Origin of the sequence: Streptomyces sp. NL15-2K (genome assembly GCF_030551255.1) — a bacterium.
In the GTDB taxonomy this organism is placed as follows: domain Bacteria; phylum Actinomycetota; class Actinomycetes; order Streptomycetales; family Streptomycetaceae; genus Streptomyces.
The window spans coordinates 3,790,104-3,808,348 of record NZ_CP130630.1 but is presented as its reverse complement, the minus strand read 5'-3'; the positions used below and the strand labels follow the sequence as shown (position 1 = coordinate 3,808,348).

Here is an 18,245-nt window from a genome sequence, read left to right as displayed (position 1 = left end):
GACCGACTTCAGGTCCGGCAGGCCTCGGGGAGTGGCTCGCCCAGGTCCCAGAACAGCCCCGCCATGATGCCCAGCCCCTCTCGGGCCACCGAGCCCAACAGGTGCTCGTCGGGGGCGTGTTGGCGGCAGGACGGGTGGGAGTGGGGGATCCAGATCGTGGGGAGGGCGAGGATGTCGGCGAAGGCGTCGTTGGGGAGGGTGCCGCCGAGGTTGGGGAGGATGGCCGGGGGTTTGCCGGTGGTGCGGTGCAGGGAGGTCGTGGCCCAGTGGACCCAGGGGGAGTCGGGGTCGAGGCGGGTCGCGGGGACGGCCTGGAGGAGGTCGACCTCGACCATGGGGAGGGCGTGGGCGTCGAGGTGGGCTCGGATTGTCTGTTCCAGGCGCTGCCAGTCCGTGCCGACTACGAAGCGGAGCTGGATGTCGGCGTGGGCCGTGCCCGGTATCGCGCCGACCGGTTTGGCCGGGTCTCCTGCGGAGAGGGTGAGGATCTCCAGGGTGTTCCAGGCGAAGACCCGTTCGGCGGGGGTGAGGTGCGGTTCGCCCCAGTCCGTGTCGACCGTGGGGTCGGCCTCGCCGCCGCCGACGGTGAGATCTGCCAGGGCCGCCCTGACCGGTTCCGGGATCGCCGGCGGCCGTAGGCCCTCCACCAGGATGCGGCCCCTGGCGTCGACCATGGTGGCCAGGGCGGCCGCCAGTACGGTCGCCGGGTTGCGCAGTGCGCCGCCCCAGTTGCCCGAGTGGTGGGCGCCGTCGCGCAGGGGGACGCGGAGGCGGAGGTTGGCGGCGCCGCGTGAGCCGAGGAACAGGGTCGGGCGGTCTGCCGCGAGGCGGGGGCCGTCGGAGGCGATGAGGAGGTCGGCGGTGAGGTCGTCCTTGAAGCGGCGGCAGAACTCGTGCAGGCCGGGAGAGCCCGACTCCTCGCCGGTCTCCATGAGGAACTTGAGGTTGAAGCCGAGGGTGCTGCCTCGGGTGGTCAGGACCTGTTCCAGGGCGGCGATGTTGACCGTGTGCTGGCCCTTGTTGTCCGCCGTGCCGCGGCCGTAGAGGCGGTCGTCCTCGACGACCAGGTGCCAGGGGGAGAGGCCCGTGCGCCAGCGGTCGTCCTGGCCGGGGACGACGTCCGCGTGGCCGTAGACGAGGACGGTGGGGAGGTGGTCGGCCTCGTGGCGGTGGGCGAGGAGGAGGGGGCCCGCCTCGGGGGTGGGGTTGTCGATGATGCGGGCGGTTGCTCCCAGGCGGGTCACGGCCGGGGCGAGTTCGTCCACCAGGTACGTGCGCAGTGCCGCCGTGTCGGTGGGCGGTTGGCTCACCGTCGGGTAGGCGACCCGGCGGCGCAGGTCGGTCAGGAAGGCTCCGGAGTCGTAGTAGGCGGTCGCCCGGGCGATGGCTGTGTCCCGTGTCGTCATGCGTCTCCGTTCGCGGTGTCGGTCTCGGCGGGCGTGGCCAGGCGGCCGTCCTCGCGGTCCAGCCAGTGCCGTCGTAGTGCGTCCAGTACGACCAGGACGTCGAAGGACGTCACCCCGGGCAGCTCGGCCAGGTCCCGGGTGAGGAACTCGGCGAGGCCGTCCTCGTCGCGGAAGACGCCGTGGTGGACGACGCAGGACGTGCCGGCGGTTGTCGTCACGTAGCGCGCGGAGGGGTGGCGGGCGAGGGAGCGGGCCACCTCGGCCATCGCGCTCGGGGAGACGGTGAGGGTGATCGCGACCTCCAGGGCGTAGCCGAGCAGGCCGGGCTCGATCTCCACCCGGGGCCGGACCAGGCCGCGTTGGAGGAGTGACTGGGTGGTGCGGTAGGCGGTGGACTGGGCGATGCCGAGTTCCCTGGCGATCTGGGCGGCGGTCATTCGGCCGTCGGCGGCGAGCAGGCGCAGGGCGCGCTCTTCGTCGTCGGTGAGTGCGGCGTGACGGGGCGGCGGCTCTTTCACGGCCTCGTCCTGGGCCGCGTGGCGGGTGAGCCGTGCTACCTGGTCCGCGTCCAGGCGAGGCAGACGCCAGGAGTCGGACTTGGTGGTGGCTGAGAGGACCAGTTCGGAGCGGGCGGAGCGTACGCCGGGGGTGGCGGGGATGGTGCGGGCCAGCAGTTCGGTGGTGTGGTCGCGGCGGGACGGCTGGACCGAGCAGTAGACGTCCGCCTGTCCCGCGGTGACGGCGACGTGGCTGGTCTCGGGCAGGTCGGCGAGGCGTCGGGCCACCTCCGTGGCCCGGCCGGGTTCCGCGGTCACCCAGACGTGCCAGGGGTGGCCCTCGCCGGACACCGACCAGTCGAGCTGGCCGATCACCCGCAGCAGCCGGTCGGACTCCAGCCGGGCCAGCCGGCGTCCCGCGGTGCTCGCCGAGACGCCCAGCACCTCCGCCAGCAGGCTCAACGGTGCCCGCGGGGCGTGCTGGAGCGCGGCGACGAGGTCGAGTTCGTCGTCGTCCAGTGCCTTCGTGTCGTCCATCTCGTCCATCCACCCATAGACATTTCATCGAATGAATCCGTCAATCAGCAGATTCACGCGAACGATACAAGCGACATCAGCTTTTTACTTGCATGATGCCGTCACGTTGGTCGTCAATGGGGAGGTGACCGCCACTACTCCCCGCTCCCCGAAACCGTCCTCGGATCCGTCCTCGAAGCCGCTCACCGGACTGCTCGCCGTGCTCGTGCGCATCGAGCGCATGGGCAACAAACTGCCCCACCCCTTCTGGCTGTTCGGCGTGCTCAGCGTCGTCCTCGCCCTCGCCAGCTGGGCGCTGTCCGCCGCCGGGGCCTCCGCGCTGAACCCGGCCACCGACAAGACCGTGACCGTCCACAGCCTCGTCTCCGGCGAGGGGCTGCGGATGATGATCGACGACGCGGTCACCAACTACGCCACGTTCCCGCCGCTCGGCACGATCCTCGTCGTCATGCTGGGCGTGTCCGTCGCCGACCGGTCCGGTCTGCTGCCGGCGATGCTGCGTGCCGCCGTCGCGCGCGTTCCGGCGAAGTGGCTGACGTTCACGCTGGCGTTCAGCGCGATGGTCGCGCACGTCGCCTCCGACGCCGCGTACGTGGTGCTGGTCCCGCTCGGCGCGATGGCGTTCAAGGCGGTGGGGCGCAGCCCCATGCTGGGCGCGGTGGTGGCGTTCGTGTCGGTGTCCGCCGGGTACGACGCGAGCCCCCTGGTCACCCCGACGGACGCGGTGCTCTCCGGGCTCACCACCGCCGCCGCCCAGACCATCGACCCGGGCTACGTGGTCACCCCGCTGTCCAACTACTTCTTCTCCATCGGATCCTCGGTGGTCCTGGCCGCCGTCGTCACCGTCGTCACCGAGAAGGTCATCGCCCGGCGGGTGGCGGCGATGCCGGAGGAGGACGAGACCACGGAGGACGGGACCCCGGAAGACGGGACCCCGGAGGACGATTCCCCGGAGGACGGGGAGACCGTCGACCAGCTGACCTTGCGCGACGAGGAGCGGCGCGGGCTGCGCCGCGCGGGCCTCGCGCTCCTCGTCTACGCCGCGCTGATCGTGGCGGTGATGATCCCCTCAGGGTCGCCGCTGCGGGGTGAGGGCGGCAGCATCGTGCAGTCGCCAGTGCTCACCGGTATCGCCGTAGTCCTGGCGGTGGCGTTTCTCATCGTCGGCGCCGTGTACGGGCGGGTCGTCGGCACCGTGCGCACCGCCCGGGACATCCCCGACCACATGGCGAAGGGGCTGCGCGAGATGGCGCCGATCCTGGTGCTGTTCTTCGCCATCTCGCAGTTCCTGGCGTACTTCAAGTGGACCGGCGTCGGCGAGGTCATGGCGATCCGGGGCGCCGATCTGCTCGAGTCGGCCGGCATCACCGGGCCGGTGGCCTTCCTCGGCGTCCTGGCCGTGTGCACGGTGATCAACCTGCTGGTCACCAGCGGCTCCGCCCAATGGGCCCTGGTCGGGCCGGTGTTCGTGCCGATGTTCATGCTCCTCGACATCTCACCGGAGGTGACGCAGGCGGTCTACCGGATCGCCGACTCGTGCACCAACGCGGCGACCCCGATGAGCGCCTACTTCGTCATGACCCTGGGCGTCATCCAGCGCGACCGCCGTTCGGCCGGCATCGGCACGCTGCTGTCCCTGACCCTGCCGCTCTGCCTGGCCATGCTGGTGACCTGGACGGTGCTCTTCTATGCCTGGTGGGCGTTGGGTATCCCGCTCGGGCCAGGGGTGCCCGTCCGCTGACCCCCGCCCCGCCCCCGCCCCCCCGCCGCCGACGACGACGTACGTATGTACGTAGGAGGAGAACTGCCCGTGTCACTGCACCGCATCGCGTCCCTGGCCCGCACCGCCCTGCCCGAGATGACCGACGACCTGCGGATGCTGGTCGAACACGAAACGCCCAGCGACGACAAGGAGTTGCTGAACGCCGGTCTCGCGGCCGTCGAAGCCCGGGCATACGAACGGCTCGGCCCGCCCGACGAGGCGCGCCGCCACGACGGCGGCCCGCACGGCGACATGCTGGAACTGCTGTACCGGGGCACCTCGCCCGCGACCGTGCTGGTGCTGTGCCACTACGACACGGTGTGGCCGGCCGGCACCCTCGCGCAGTGGCCGTTCCACGTCGCCGAGGACGGCCGGGCGAGCGGGCCGGGCGTGTTCGACATGAAGTGCGGCCTGATGCAGGCCGTGTGGGCGCTGCGCCTGCTGCGCGAGCTCGATCTGCCGCGCCCCGCGGTACGGCTGTTCCTCAACGGCGACGAGGAGATCGGCAGCCCGGTGTCCCAGGCGCACGTCGAGCGGCTGAGCGAGGACGCGGCGGCCACGCTGGTGTGCGAGGCGGCGGCCGGGCCCGAGGGGGCGCTGAAGACGTCCCGCAAGGGTGGCGGCATCTTCGAGCTGACGGTGGACGGGGTGGAGGCGCATGCCGGTCTCGAACCGGAGCGGGGCGCGAGCGCCGTGCACGCCCTCGCCGAACTCGTCACCCAGATCGTCGAGTTGAGGTCGCCGGAGCTGGGCACCACGGTCAACGTCGGAGTGATCAGCGGCGGTACGGGACGCAACGTCGTGGCCGGACAGGCCCGTTGCGGCATCGACGTACGGATCGCCGTGCCCGCCGAGACGGCCCGCATCGACACCGCCCTCGCCGCACTGCGGCCCTCCGACCCCCGGGTGACGGCGACGGTCACCGGAGGCTGGGCCCGCCCCCCGATGGTGCCCAACCCCGGCTCCGGGCTCCTGTTCAAACAGGCGCAGTCGATCGCCGCCGACCTCGGCTTCACGGCCCGGGAGACCGCCGTCGGCGGAGCGAGCGACGGCAACTTCGTCGCCGCCCTCGGCCGGCCCGTCCTCGACGGCCTGGGCGGGGTGGGGGACGGGGCGCATGCCCGGCACGAGCACGTGCTCCTCGACCATGTGCCTTCGCGTACGGCGCTGATCGCGGGGCTGCTGACGGCATGCGCCACCTAGTGCCGCGGCAGGCAACGTTTGCCCCGTCGCGACGCCCGGCACGCACTCTCGCCGCACCGGGCACAGACCCAAGTACATCCAGTACGAGGGCCTGCGCCCGGCACGCCGAGAGCACGCACCGGACGCCGCTCCTTGACGGGCAAACGTTGCCTGCCGCGGCACTAGGACAACACCGACTGGCACAACACCGACCAGGACAACACCGCGGGTCAATACACCTGGGAAAACCCGTGGCCCCGGCCTCGCGCGGCACGGGAAACTGGAGCATGCCTCGACTCGTCGCACCGGATGCCCGGTTCCGGACCTCCTTCCTGGACGCCGTACGAGAGGAGGTCGCCGCAGGGGAGTACTTCGGCGGCACCCTCGAGCGGGAGCTGCGGGTGTACGGCGACGACTGGGACACGCCGGAGGGATTCGCGCGGTACGTGGCCGCCGTAAGGGAGGAAGAGCTGGAGGAGGGGCGGCGACCCGCGGGGTTCGTGCCCGGCACCTGGTACTGGTACGTGGACGGGGACACGTATCTCGGGCGTATCCAGATCCGGCACCGGTTGACGGACCAGCTGCGCGACTACGGCGGTCACATCGGGTACGGCGTACGGCCGACCGCGCGTCGGCGCGGGCACGCGACCGCGATGCTGCGGGAGGTGCTGCCCCACGCGCGGGCGCTGGGGCTGGAGCGGGTGCTCGTCACCTGTGACACCACCAACACCGCCTCCCGCAAGGTGATCGAGGCCGGCGGGGGAGAATTCGAGGACGAGCGGGGCGAGAAGTTGAGGTACTGGATCCGGACGGGCGGCTGAGGCGTCTACGCCGGTATGGATCTGGAGAAGCCGTCGTCGCCGTCGCCACCGCGGCAGCACGACCAGGCACAGGGGCCCGAGGGATGTCTCGTGGTGGCTGTGCGCCTGCCCGTGCGGATCGTGGTGCTCGTGCTGGTCGTGCCGGTGCGGATGGTGTGGGACGCGCTCGTCGTCGCGGGGCGGTTCCTGAACGACGCCGTGCTGCGGCCGGTGGGCCGGGCGCTGGAGTGGACGCTGATGTGGGTCGGGCGGGTGGTGTTCGTCTGGCCGCTCGTGGGGCTGTGGCGGTATGTCCTCGTTCCCCTCGGCACGGCGCTCGCGTGGCTCGGGCATGTGTTCGTCGTCGTGCCGTCCGTCTGGCTGTACCGGTATGTGCTGACGCCCGTCGGGCAGGCCCTCGCGTGGTGCGCGCGCGGGATCGGGGCGGCCATCGTGTGGTGCGCCCGCGGGATCGGGGCGGCGCTGGCGTGGTGCGGGCGGGGGATCGGGGCCGCCCTGGCGTGGGTCTACGCGCGCGTGCTGACGCCCGTGGGGCACGCCTTCATGTGGGTGCTCAAGGGTCTGGGTGCGGTGCTCGCCGCCCTGGGGGTCGGCATCTACACCGTCGTGGCCTGGCTGGTGCGGTATCTCGTCGTCGTCCCCGCCGTGTGGGTGTACGAGTGGATCCTCACGCCTGTCGGACACGCGATCGCCTGGTGCGCGAAGGGCCTGGTGTGGGGCCTGGGCATGATCGTCACCGGGATCGGGATCGCCCTGTACTGGATCGCACGGATCCTGCTCGTCCTGCCCGCCCTCGCCCTGTGGCGCTGGGTCCTCGTACCCGTCGGACGCGTCCTCGCCGTCGTCGGGCGGGAGATCGGGGAGGCGCTGGGGCACGCCTGGCGGATCGCCGGGCACATCTCGCTCGCCGTCGGCAGGTTCCTCGGAACGCTCTTCCGGTGGATCTTCGTGGAGCCGGTGCGATGGGCGTACCGGAGCGTGCTGACGCCGGTCGGGCATGCCGTGCGCGATGCGGTGCTGCGGCCCGTCGCCGAGGCCGCGCGCGGTGTGGGGCGGGTCACCCGGCAGGCCCTGGCCTCCGCCCGGGAGTCCGCCCGGCAGGCGCGCGCCGACTTCCGGCGGATGGTCTTCGGGGAGCCGAGGCGGCCGCAGGTGGTGGAGCGGCGGGAACCCACGGGCGGCGACACACGTACTCTTGGTACCAGTACGACCGCTCTCACGAAGGACTGAACGACACTGGGCAAGCGACAGCCCGAAGGCCCGCCGCCCGCACCCGCGGTGCAGCGCATCCGACTGCGCTACACCAAGCGCGGCCGCCTCCGGTTCACCAGCCACCGTGACTTCCAGCGCGCCTTCGAGCGTGCGCTGCGCCGTGCCGACGTGCCGATGGCGTACTCGGCGGGGTTCACGCCGCATCCGAAGGTGTCGTACGCCAATGCCGCACCCACCGGCACGGGCAGTGAGGCGGAGTACCTGGAGATCGCACTCACCGAGCCGCGCGACCCGGACAAGCTCAGGGTGCTGCTCGACGAGTCGCTGCCCGCCGGGCTCGACGTCATCGACGCGGTCGCGGCCCGGACCTCGGGTCTCGCCGACCGGCTGACGGCTTCCGTGTGGGAGCTCAGGCTCGACGGCGTGGACCCGGCGGAGGCCGAGCGCGCGGTCGCGGCGTTCAAGGCCGCCGAGTCCGTGGAGGTCCAGCGCAAGACCAAGAACGGCGTCCGGACCTTCGACGCCCGCCCGGCGGTCTCGCAGCTTGAAACGCATGGTTCGACGGCTGATAGGCCGACCGACCAGCCCTGTGCGATACTGCGGCTGGTGGTTCGGCACGTGACGCCTGCCGTACGACCCGACGACGTCCTGTCCGGTCTCCGCGCCGTGGCCGACCTGGCGCCGCCGGTCCCCGCAGCGGTGACCAGGCTGGCGCAGGGGCTTTTCGATGAAGAGACCGGCACGGTGACCGACCCGCTCGCGCCCGACCGCGAGGCAGCGGTGGCCCTCTCGACGGCCGCTCACGCTGCCGCCGCGACGGCGTTGGTGCCGGAAGGTTCCGCGTAGGGACGGACGTCGTAAGCGCCGCCCTGGGACTCGGGAGCCACCTGGGTCGGGCAGCGCACCGACCAGAAGACTTTCGCCAGGCCGTACGCATTCGGCGTACGGAACCGGCGAGACAGGACACAGAGAGCTCCCGTGCGGCGCCCGCGCCCCGGACGGCGGCACCGCGCACAGCGCGAGCCGCGGACGTCACCGGCACCCTAGCCGGACCAGGTGCGGCGCCCGGGAGCCTGACGGGAGAAACGCCCGCATGCTCGAACCGACCGAACCCACAGAGTCCGCCATGGGCTCCGAACCGAACACCCCCAGCGACACCCTGCCGCCGCGCCGTCGGCGCCGTGCCGCTTCCCGGCCGGCGGGTCCGCCGGTCGGGTCCTCCGAGACGCCGACGGAGACCGTCGCGACGGCCGTGGCGGCCGCGGAGCCCGAGGAACTCGTCACCGAACTTGTCACCGAACTCGTGACAGACGAGGACGACAAGGCCACCGAGGAGACTGCCGTCGCCGCTGAGGCTGTCGAGAGTGCCGAGGCCGAAGGGGCCGATGAGGCCCCGGCTGCTTCCGAGGCCGCTTCCGAGGCCGCGCCCCCCGCTCGTACGCGTCGCCGTGCGACCCGTCGGGTGTCCGCGCCTGTTGCTTCTGAGGCCGCTGAGACTGTTGTGGCGGCGAGTGCCCCGACTGTCCCCGCTGCCGCCGTTGCCGCCGTCGCGCAGGAGCCTGCGCATGTCGCGGAGACAGAGATGGAGACAGAGATGGAGACGGGGACGGAGACGGGGACCGCATCCGAGGACGCCGCGCCGCCTCGTACGCGTCGGCGTGCGACCCGTCGGGTGTCCGCGCCTGCCGTTGCCCCTGTTGCCGCTGAGGCTGCCGAGACAGTCGTGCCCGCGATCGCCGACACCGAAGCGCCTGCTGCCGAGGCCCCGGCTGCTTCCGAGGCCGCTTCCGAGGCCGCGCCCCCCGCTCGTACGCGTCGGCGTGCCTCTCGTCGCGCCTCCGCCCCCGCCGGTGCGCCGCAGGCGGCCGACGCCACCGAGACGGTTGAGGCGGCGCAGGCCGCCGAGACGGCGGAGAGCGCCGGTGAGCCGGTGGACCTCACAACCGGTACCGCAGCCGTGGCCGCCGAGCAGCCCGCGTCCGAGCAAGCCACGTCCGAGCAGCCCGCGTCCGCTGAGACTGCCGACGACACCGCCCCGCGTCGTACCCGTCGGCGCGCCTCCCGCCGCGTGTCCGCGCCCGTCGCGGCACCTGCCGAGGCCGGAACCGAGGCCGAGACGGTCGAGGCGGCCGCGGTGACGGGCGCGCTCGAGCCCGAGGCGCACCCCGCCGCCCTCGAGGGCGAGACCGCCCAGGAGCCGCAGGCACCCGCCGCTGTCGAGCGCAAGCCCGTCCAGAGCGCCGAGGCGCCGCAGGCTCCCGTGGAGGAAACCCCGCGTCGGCGTCGTAGGGCCGCGCGCAAGGCCGCCACCGGGTTCGCCGAGCCCGCGCGGTCGGCCGTGGCCGAGGGCGCCGAGGCTGCTGAGGCTGCCGAGGACGAGGGTCCGCGCCGGCCGGCACGGCCCGCCGTCGCCGTGTTCCAGGCGCCCGTGTTCACCGAGCCGCAGTTCCAGACGCCGGAGAGGGCCGCCGCCCAGGCCGCCGCCGAGGCGGAGGTCGAGGTGGCCGAGGAGACCGAGGAGGTCCCGGAGGAGCAGGCCGGGGCGCGGCGTCGCCGCCGTCGGCGCGGCTCCGACCAGGCACAGGAGTCCGAGGCCCGGCCCGCCGCCGAGACCGCCGTGGCGGAGGAGGAGCCGGAGGAGGCCGAGGAGTCCGCCGAGGACACCGTCGAGGGTGACGAGGCCGAGGACACCGGCTCGCGCCGTCGTCGGCGTCGGGGCGGCCGTCGCCGTCGCCGCGGCGAGTCCGCTGAGGGCGAGTCGAACGAGTCCCAGGAGGCCGACAGCGACGAGCTCGCCGCAGCGCAGGCCGCGCAGGACGCCGAGGACACCGCCGAGCAGGTCGAGGAAGACACCGAGGACGCCGGGGACACCGCGGAGGACCGCGAGGAGTCCGGTGGCTCCAGCAGCAGCAGCCGTCGCCGCCGGCGCCGTCGTCGGCGGGCCGGTGACACGTCCGTCGAGGCCGAGCCCGGCGACAGCGACCCCGAGCGCACCGTCGTCAAGGTCCGCGAGCCCCGCCCGAAGGCCGAGCCGTCCGACGAGGTGCAGTCCATCAAGGGCTCGACCCGCCTGGAGGCCAAGAAGCAGCGTCGCCGAGAAGGCCGTGAGCAGGGCCGCCGGCGCGTGCCGATCATCACCGAGGCCGAGTTCCTGGCCCGGCGCGAGGCCGTCGAGCGGGTGATGGTCGTCCGCCAGCACGGCGACCGTACGCAGATCGGCGTCCTGGAGGACGGCGTGCTCGTCGAGCACTACGTCAACAAGGAGCAGTCGACCTCGTACGTCGGCAACGTCTACCTCGGCAAGGTGCAGAACGTGCTGCCGTCGATGGAGGCCGCCTTCATCGACATCGGCAAGGGCCGCAACGCCGTGCTGTACGCGGGTGAGGTCAACTTCGAGGCGCTGGGCATGGCCAACGGGCCGCGGCGCATCGAGTCCGCCCTGAAGTCCGGCCAGTCGGTGCTCGTCCAGGTGACGAAGGACCCGATCGGCCACAAGGGCGCCCGCCTCACCAGCCAGGTGTCCCTCCCGGGCCGCTACCTGGTCTACGTGCCCGAGGGCTCGATGACCGGCATCAGCCGCAAGCTGCCCGACACCGAGCGGGCCCGGCTGAAGACGATCCTCAAGAAGATCGTCCCCGAGGACGCGGGCGTCATCGTGCGCACCGCCGCCGAGGGCGCCAGCGAGGACGAGCTGCGCCGTGATGTCGAGCGGCTGCAGGGGCAGTGGGAGGACATCCAGAAGAAGGCCAAGAACGGCGGCAACGCGCCGACGTTGCTGTACGGCGAGCCGGACATGACCGTCCGGGTCGTGCGGGACATCTTCAACGAGGACTTCACCAAGGTCGTCGTCAGCGGCGGCGACGCGTGGGAGACCATCCACGGGTACGTCTCGCACGTCGCGCCGGATCTCGCCGAGCGGCTGCAGAAGTGGACCTCCGAGGTCGACGTCTTCGCCACGTACCGGATCGACGAGCAGCTCGCCAAGGCCCTCGACCGCAAGGTCTGGCTGCCCAGTGGCGGTTCGCTGGTGATCGACCGGACCGAGGCGATGGTCGTCGTCGACGTCAACACCGGAAAGTTCACCGGTCAGGGCGGCAACCTGGAGGAGACGGTCACCAGGAACAACCTGGAGGCGGCCGAGGAGATCGTGCGCCAGCTGCGGCTGCGCGACCTCGGCGGCATCATCGTCATCGACTTCATCGACATGGTCCTGGAGTCCAACCGGGATCTTGTCCTGCGGCGTCTCCTCGAGTGCCTGGGCCGGGACCGTACGAAGCACCAGGTGGCCGAGGTGACCTCGCTGGGGCTCGTGCAGATGACCCGCAAGCGGGTCGGGCAGGGTCTGCTGGAGTCGTTCTCCGAGACCTGCGTCCACTGCAACGGTCGCGGTGTCATCGTGCACATGGAGCAGCCGACCGCCGTCGGGGGCGGCGGCAAGCGCCGCAAGCGCGGCCGCGGTGGGGACGGGCATGTGCATGAGCACGAGGCCGTGGCGACCGTAGAGGTTGCTGAGGTTCCTGAGCTTCCTGAGGAGACGGTCGCCGAGGTGGTGGCCGAGGCTGCCGAGCCCATCGCGCTGCCCGAGCCAGAGTTCGCGCCGGACGAGGAGCTGTACGGCAGCGTCGCCGAGGCGGAGGCCGCGGCCACGCGCGGTCGTACGCGGCGCCGGACGAGCCGGCGGGCGTCGGCTCCGGCGGGCGCGCCGAGGCGCGAGGACCGGCGTGAGGAGAGGCGGGAGGAGGCGCGGGCCGAGGCTCCCACGGCTCAGGACGTGTCCGTCCAGGAGGAGATCCGGCGTCCGGTGCAGCCGGAGGAGGCCGCCGTCGCGCACGCCGAGCCCGCCGCCATAGAAGATCCGGTCGTCGAGGCTCCAGCCGTGGAGGAGGCCGCGCCCAAGGGCCGTACACGCCGCCGCGCCACCCGCAAGGTGTCCGCGCCGGCCGGTTCCCCCGCGGGGGCCGAGGCGGCCGTGGTGACGGTCACCGAGACCGCGCCGGCGCCTCAGGCGCAGCCCGAACCGCAGGTCGAGCAGGCCCCGGCCGAGCAGACCGAGGCGCCCGCCGAGAGCGCCGCCCCGGCCCGCCCGCGGCGTCGCGCCGTGCGCAAGGCCACCGCGCCCACCGCGTCCGAGGAGGCGGCCGTCGTGGTCGTCCCGTCGGCCGCGGAGGAGGCACCGGCCGCTGCGGAGGAGGCCGCCGAGGAGGAGGCCACCGAGGCCGAGGAAGCGGCTCCGGCGAAGAAGGCGGCCCGTAAGACGGCGAAGAAGGCGACGGCGAAGAAGGCCGCCACCAAGAAGACGGCGGCCAAGAAGACGGCTGCGAAGAAGACCGCCGCGAAGAAGACGACCGCCAAGAAGGCGGCGGCCAAGAAGACGACCGCCGCCAAGGCGGCGTCGAAGAAGACGGTGGCGGCCGAGCACCGGTCGCTCCCGTCCGTCTCGTCCACCGCCGACGAGGGCTGACGCGCCGCAGTACGAGAAAGGTGATCCGCCCCCGGTCCGACTGGGGGCGGATCACGTTGTTCCTCACCTGGTTTCTCACCTTGTTTCTCACGTATTTCTCACGCGACCCGCGGTCCGTCGCACTGGAATCGAATGCGTGAATCGCAGGTGAATGGATGACCGCCGAGCAAGGTTATGATGTGAACCTAGATTGAGGCTAAATTCGGACAAACTGGGATTTTAGTCCCCGTATAAGCAGAGTATTGGGGCGCAATACGTGAAGGCTCTCGTGCTTTCCGGGGGAGCGGGCACCCGCCTCCGCCCGATCACCCACACCTCGGCCAAGCAGTTGGTGCCGGTCGCCAACAAGCCTGTGCTCTTCTACGGTCTGGAAGCGATCGCCGAAGCGGGGATCAGTGAGGTCGGAATCATCGTCGGCGACACCGCGGACGAAATCCGCGAGGCGGTGGGCGACGGCTCCCTCTTCGGGATCAAGGTCACCTACATTCCGCAGGAAGCGCCGCTGGGACTCGCCCATGCCGTACTCATCGCCCAGGACTTCCTCGGTGACGACGACTTCGTCATGTACCTCGGCGACAACTTCATCGTCGGTGGCATCACCGGTCTGGTGGAGGAGTTCCGCACCGAGCGGCCCGACGCGCAGATCCTGCTGACCAAGGTCCCCAACCCGACCTCCTTCGGTGTCGCCGAACTCGACGGCGACGGCCGGGTGGTGGGCCTGGAGGAGAAGCCGAAGCAGCCCAAGAGCGATCTGGCGCTCGTCGGCGTCTACCTGTTCACCCCGGCCATACACGAGGCCGTCCGCTCCATCGAGCCCTCCTGGCGCGGCGAGTTGGAGATCACGCACGCCATCCAGTGGCTGATCGACGCCCAGCGCGACGTCCGTTCCACCACGATCTCCGGCTACTGGAAGGACACCGGCAACGTCACCGACATGCTGGAGGTCAACCGGTCCGTCCTGGAGACCGTGCAGCCGGTGAACGAGGGCACGGTGGACGAGGGCAGCGAGATCATCGGCCGGGTGCGCATCGAGGCGGGCGCCCGTGTCAGCGGCAGCCGGATCGTCGGACCCGCGATCATCGGTGCCGGCTCGGTGGTGAACGACGCGTACATCGGCCCCTTCACCTCGGTCTCCGAGGACTGCCGGATCGAGGACAGCGAAATCGAGTACTCCATCGTGCTGCGCGGCTCCTCCGTGACCGGCGTGCGCCGGGTGGAGGCCTCGCTCATCGGGCGCGACGTCGAAGTCACGCCCGCTCCCCGTAACCTCAAGGCCCACCGGCTCGTGCTCGGTGATCACAGCAAGGTGCAGATCTCTTCATGACGGCCCCCACCTCTCCCGCCCACCCGACCCGGATTCTGGTGACCGGCGGTGCCGGTTTCATCGGCTCGCACTACGTCCGTACGCTGCTCGGCCCCCAGGGCCCCGGTGATGTCGCGATCACCGTCCTGGACAAGCTGACATACGCGGGCAACCCGGCCAACCTCGACGAGGTGCGCACGCACCCCGGGTTCGCCTTCGTGCAGGGCGACATCTGCGACCCCGAGCTGGTCGGCAAGCTGATGGCCGAGCACGACCAGGTCGTGCACTTCGCCGCCGAGTCGCACGTCGACCGTTCCATCGACGGCGGCGCGGAGTTCGTCCGCACGAACGTGGTGGGCACGCACACGCTCATCGACGCGGCGCACCGGGCCGGCGTCAAGACCTTCGTGCACATCTCCACCGACGAGGTCTACGGCTCGATCGACGAGGGCTCCTGGCCCGAGACCCACCCCCTGGAACCCAACTCGCCCTACTCATCGGCGAAGGCGTCCAGCGACCTGATCGCGCTGTCCTACCACCGCACCCACGGCCTGGACGTCCGCGTCACCCGCTGCTCCAACAACTACGGGCACCACCACTTCCCCGAGAAGGTCATCCCGCTCTTCGTGACCAACCTCCTCGACGGCAAGAAGGTCCCGCTGTACGGCGACGGCGGCAACGTCCGCGACTGGCTGCACATCGACGACCACGTCCAGGGCATCGAACTGGTCCGCACCAAGGGCCGCGCGGGCGAGGTCTACAACATCGGCGGCGGCACCGAACTCTCCAACAAGGAGCTCACCGGGCTGCTTCTGGAGGCGTGCGGCGCCGACTGGGAGACCAGCGTCGAGTACGTCGAGGACCGCAAGGGCCACGACCGCCGCTACTCGGTGGACTGCACCAAGATTCGCGAGGAGCTCGGGTACGCGCCCCGCAAGGACTTCCGCGAAGGCCTCGCCGAGACCGTGCGGTGGTACCGCGACAACCGCGCCTGGTGGGAACCGCTCAAGGAGCGCGCGGCCCTGAACTGACGCGCCGCCCATCTCCGCGGGCCCGGGTCCGTCCCGGGCCCGTTCATGCGTTCCGCGCGCCCGGGCCACCGGCGGCGGCCCCCGCCCTCGTGCACACAGGACAAGAAGAGGCATGAACCCGATACAGGAACAGGCAAGCGCCCCGGCCGGCTGGCTGGTCACCGGAGCGAACGGCATGCTCGGCCAGGACGTGCTGGCCAGGCTGGCCGCCGAGGGCGAGCGGTCCGTCGCGCCGGCCCGCGCGGAGCTGGATCTCACCGACGCCCAGGCCGTACAGCGGGCGCTGGAGCGTCACCGCCCCGCCGTGGTCGTCAACTGCGCGGCCTGGACCGCCGTCGACGACGCCGAGACCCGAGAGGCCGAGGCGCACCGCGTCAACGCCGACGGCCCGGCCCACCTCGCCGCCGCCTGCGCCAGTACCGGAGCCGTCCTGCTGCACGTCTCCACCGACTACGTCTTCGCCGGCGACGCCACCACCCCGTACGCCGAGGACGCCCCCACCGCCCCGCGCAGCGCCTACGGCCGCACCAAGCTCGCCGGCGAGCAGGCCGTCCTCAAGACCCTCCCGGACCACGGCTACGTGGTCCGCACCGCCTGGCTGTACGGCACGGGCGGCCCCAACTTCGTCCGCACCATGATCCGCCTGGCGGGCGAGCGCGAGACCCTGGACGTCGTGGACGACCAGCGCGGCCAGCCCACCTGGAGCGCCGACCTGGCCGGCCTGCTGCTCGCCCTGGGGCGCGCAGCCCTGGCCGGCACCGCCCCGGCCGGGATCTACCACGGCACCAGCTCCGGCGAGACCACCTGGTACGGCTTCACCCGGGAGATCTTCCGCCAGCTCGGCACCGACCCGGACCGGGTCCGCCCCACCACCAGCGAGGCATTCACCCGCCCCGCCCCCCGACCGACCTACAGCGTCCTCGGCCACGACCGCCTCCGCGCGGTCGGCATCGAGCCGCCGCGCGACTGGCGCGCGGCGCTCACCGAGGCATTCCCGGAGATCCACCGGGCCCAGACGAAGGAGAATCCGGCGTGACGGTCAAGGTCAGCGTCGTCATCGCGGTCTACAACCCCGGCAAGTACGTCGAGGACTGCGTCTCGTCCCTGCTGCGGCAGAGCCTCACCCCCGACGAATTCGAGGTCTTCTTCGTCGACGACGGCTCCACCGACGAGACGCCCGCCCGCCTGGACCAGCTGGCGGCCGAGCACTCCCATATGCACGTCATCCACCAGGAGTCCTCCGGCTGGTCCGGCCGCCCCCGCAACACCGGCATCGCGGCCGCCCGCGGCGAGTACGTGATGTTCGTCGACCACGACGACTGGCTCGGCGACGAGGCCCTGGAGCGGATGTACGACTACGGCAAGGCGAACGACGCCGATGTCGTCGTGGGCAAGATGGCGGGCATCGGCCGCCCGGTCCCGCAGGAGCTGTTCCGGGTCAACCGGCCGCGCGCCACGGTGGAGAACGCGCCGCTGATCGACAGCCTCACCCCGCACAAGATGTTCCGCCGGGAGTTCCTGAACGAGCACGACATGCGCTTCAAGGAGGGCCGCCGCCGGCTGGAGGACCACGTCTTCGTCGCCGAGGCGTATCTCCGGGCGAAGAGCGTCGCCGTCCTCGGCGACTACCTGTGCTACTACCACATCACCCGGGACGACGGCTCCAACGCCGGCTTCCAGCGCTTCGACCCGGTCGGCTACTTCGGGAACCTCCGTGAGGCCCTCGACGTGGTCGAGGAACTCACCGAGCCGGGTCCGCTGCGCGACAAGCTGTTCAGCCGCTGGCTGCGCAACGAGATGGTCGAGCGGCTGCGCGGCAACCGGCTCCTCAAGCTTCCCGAGGACTACGCCGAGGAGCTCTACCGCGAGATCCGCGGCGTGGTCACCGAACGCTTCGGACCGGGCGTCCTCGCCCGTGTCGCCCTCACCCAGCGGGTGGTGGCCGGACTGGTCATCGCCGATCTCTACCAGGACGTCAGGGAACTCGCCCGCTGGGAGGCCGGGATCAAGCCCACCGGCAGCCTGACCTCCCTGGCCTGGGAGGGAGGCGTCCTGAACGTCGGCCTCAGCGCCGAGTACGAGGTCGACGGCGCTCCGATGACCTTCCGCCGGGACGACGACCGCGATCTGCTCGGCCTGCCGCTCTCCGACAAGGCGCTGAAGACCCTGGCCGACCAAGGCATCGCGCTGGACGCCCCGCTGGACCGCAGCGACGTGGACCTGGTGGTCCGGCACCGCGAGGACGCCACCCAGTACTACCTCCCGGTGAACTGCGAAACGCACCGCCTGGAGGCGGGCGACGGCTCCTTCCGCCAGCAGATCACCGCCCGCGCCGTACTCGACCCGGAGACCGCGGCCGCGGGCGCGCCCCTGTCCAAGGGGATCTGGGACCTGCACCTGCGCATCAAGTCCTGCGGCTGGAGCAAGGAGACCCGGCTCGGCGCGGTGCGCGGCGAGGACGTGGAGGCCGGGCGGCTGGCCGCGCTCACCGGTGAGCCGAGGCGGATGGTCCTGCCGTACTGGACCGACGGGCCGGGCAACCTCTCCCTCGACGTGGACCAGCACACCGGCAAGCTGGAGCGCGAGGCCGTGGCGCTGATGGACCCGGCCGCGGGCGTGGTCGACGGCTCCACCGTCCGGCTCCCGTTGCCGCTGCACCTCGCGGCGGACTCCGCAGAGCCGGTGCGGCTCCGCTTCGAGCGCAAGAACGTGGGCAAGTTCCCCGCCGACGCCGTGGTGGACGGCCGTACCGTGAGCGCCCCGCTGCTGCTGGGGCAGCTCACCGGGCGCCGCTGGGCGGTCCGGATCGGCGTGCCGTCCCCCGCCCGTGGTGAGGCACGCTGGACCCGGCTCCCCGTCGACGTGGTGGTGGACGCCGAGGGCACCGCCCGGGTGATCGACCGGCACACCCCGCCGGCCAAGCCCGCCGCGGAGAAGAAGCCCGCCCGGCCGCGTCCGACGCGTCCGCTGTGGCGCCGGGCTGCCGGGCGACTCAAGCGCGCCCTGACGAACCAGCAGAAGAAGAAGTAAGAA

The 18,245-nt window shown here is 71.8% G+C and carries 12 protein-coding genes; 10 read left to right on the top strand and 2 right to left on the bottom strand.

Annotated elements, in window-relative coordinates; all coding sequences use genetic code 11:
- Window positions 1-8: 8 nt before the first annotated feature.
- Together Q4V64_RS16765 and Q4V64_RS16760 are read right to left on the bottom strand one after the other, a co-directional pair.
- Window positions 9-1,406 carry a M20 family metallopeptidase gene (locus Q4V64_RS16765; RefSeq protein ID WP_124442319.1) on the bottom strand — a complete coding sequence of 466 codons (1,398 nt, stop codon included), beginning with the start codon at window positions 1,404-1,406 and terminating at the stop codon, window positions 9-11.
- Entirely contained in the window at window positions 1,403-2,440 is a 1,038-nt protein-coding gene (locus tag Q4V64_RS16760; protein ID WP_124442320.1) for an Lrp/AsnC family transcriptional regulator, read from the bottom strand. Before Q4V64_RS16760 ends, Q4V64_RS16765 begins: the two co-directional genes overlap by 4 nt.
- A 124-nt stretch (window positions 2,441-2,564) precedes the next feature.
- On the opposite strand from Q4V64_RS16760, the gene Q4V64_RS16755 reads away from it, so the two are divergent.
- The 10 genes from Q4V64_RS16755 to Q4V64_RS16710 all read left to right on the top strand — a co-directional run bounded on the left by Q4V64_RS16755 (window position 2,565) and on the right by Q4V64_RS16710 (window position 18,242).
- A complete protein-coding gene (locus tag Q4V64_RS16755) occupies window positions 2,565-4,181 on the top strand; it encodes an AbgT family transporter (RefSeq protein ID WP_253267177.1) in 1,617 nt (538 codons plus the stop codon).
- Window positions 4,182-4,250: 69 nt separating this feature from the next.
- A complete protein-coding gene (locus tag Q4V64_RS16750) occupies window positions 4,251-5,405 on the top strand; it encodes a M20 family metallopeptidase (protein WP_124442322.1) in 1,155 nt (384 codons plus the stop codon).
- A gap of 266 nt (window positions 5,406-5,671) precedes the next feature.
- Window positions 5,672-6,205 (top strand): GNAT family N-acetyltransferase, encoded by a 534-nt coding sequence (locus tag Q4V64_RS16745; protein WP_124442323.1) that lies wholly within the window; start codon window positions 5,672-5,674, stop codon window positions 6,203-6,205.
- Window positions 6,206-6,220: 15 nt separating this feature from the next.
- Window positions 6,221-7,435, top strand: coding sequence for a hypothetical protein (locus tag Q4V64_RS16740; protein WP_124442324.1), 1,215 nt, complete (start codon window positions 6,221-6,223; stop codon window positions 7,433-7,435).
- Between the two features lie 48 nt (window positions 7,436-7,483).
- Window positions 7,484-8,263: a TIGR03936 family radical SAM-associated protein gene (locus tag Q4V64_RS16735; protein ID WP_124442325.1), complete on the top strand. Its 780-nt coding sequence runs from the start codon at window positions 7,484-7,486 to the stop codon at window positions 8,261-8,263.
- A 247-nt stretch (window positions 8,264-8,510) separates the two neighbouring features.
- Window positions 8,511-12,878, top strand: a complete 4,368-nt coding sequence (locus Q4V64_RS16730; RefSeq protein WP_124442326.1) for an Rne/Rng family ribonuclease — start codon at window positions 8,511-8,513, stop codon at window positions 12,876-12,878.
- A gap of 256 nt (window positions 12,879-13,134) precedes the next feature.
- Window positions 13,135-14,202, top strand: coding sequence for a glucose-1-phosphate thymidylyltransferase (locus tag Q4V64_RS16725; RefSeq protein WP_124442327.1), 1,068 nt, complete (start codon window positions 13,135-13,137; stop codon window positions 14,200-14,202).
- Window positions 14,199-15,212 carry a dTDP-glucose 4,6-dehydratase gene (gene rfbB, locus Q4V64_RS16720; protein ID WP_124442328.1) on the top strand — a complete coding sequence of 338 codons (1,014 nt, stop codon included), beginning with the start codon at window positions 14,199-14,201 and terminating at the stop codon, window positions 15,210-15,212. Before Q4V64_RS16725 ends, rfbB begins: the two co-directional genes overlap by 4 nt.
- Before the next feature lie 112 nt (window positions 15,213-15,324).
- The gene (gene rfbD / locus Q4V64_RS16715; RefSeq protein ID WP_124442329.1) at window positions 15,325-16,248 is read left to right on the top strand and encodes a dTDP-4-dehydrorhamnose reductase; all 924 of its coding nucleotides are present in this window, start codon (window positions 15,325-15,327) and stop codon (window positions 16,246-16,248) included.
- On the top strand, window positions 16,245-18,242 hold the full coding sequence (locus Q4V64_RS16710; RefSeq protein WP_124442330.1) for a glycosyltransferase: 1,998 nt from the start codon (window positions 16,245-16,247) through the stop codon (window positions 18,240-18,242). Before rfbD ends, Q4V64_RS16710 begins: the two co-directional genes overlap by 4 nt.
- Window positions 18,243-18,245 lie beyond the last annotated feature (3 nt).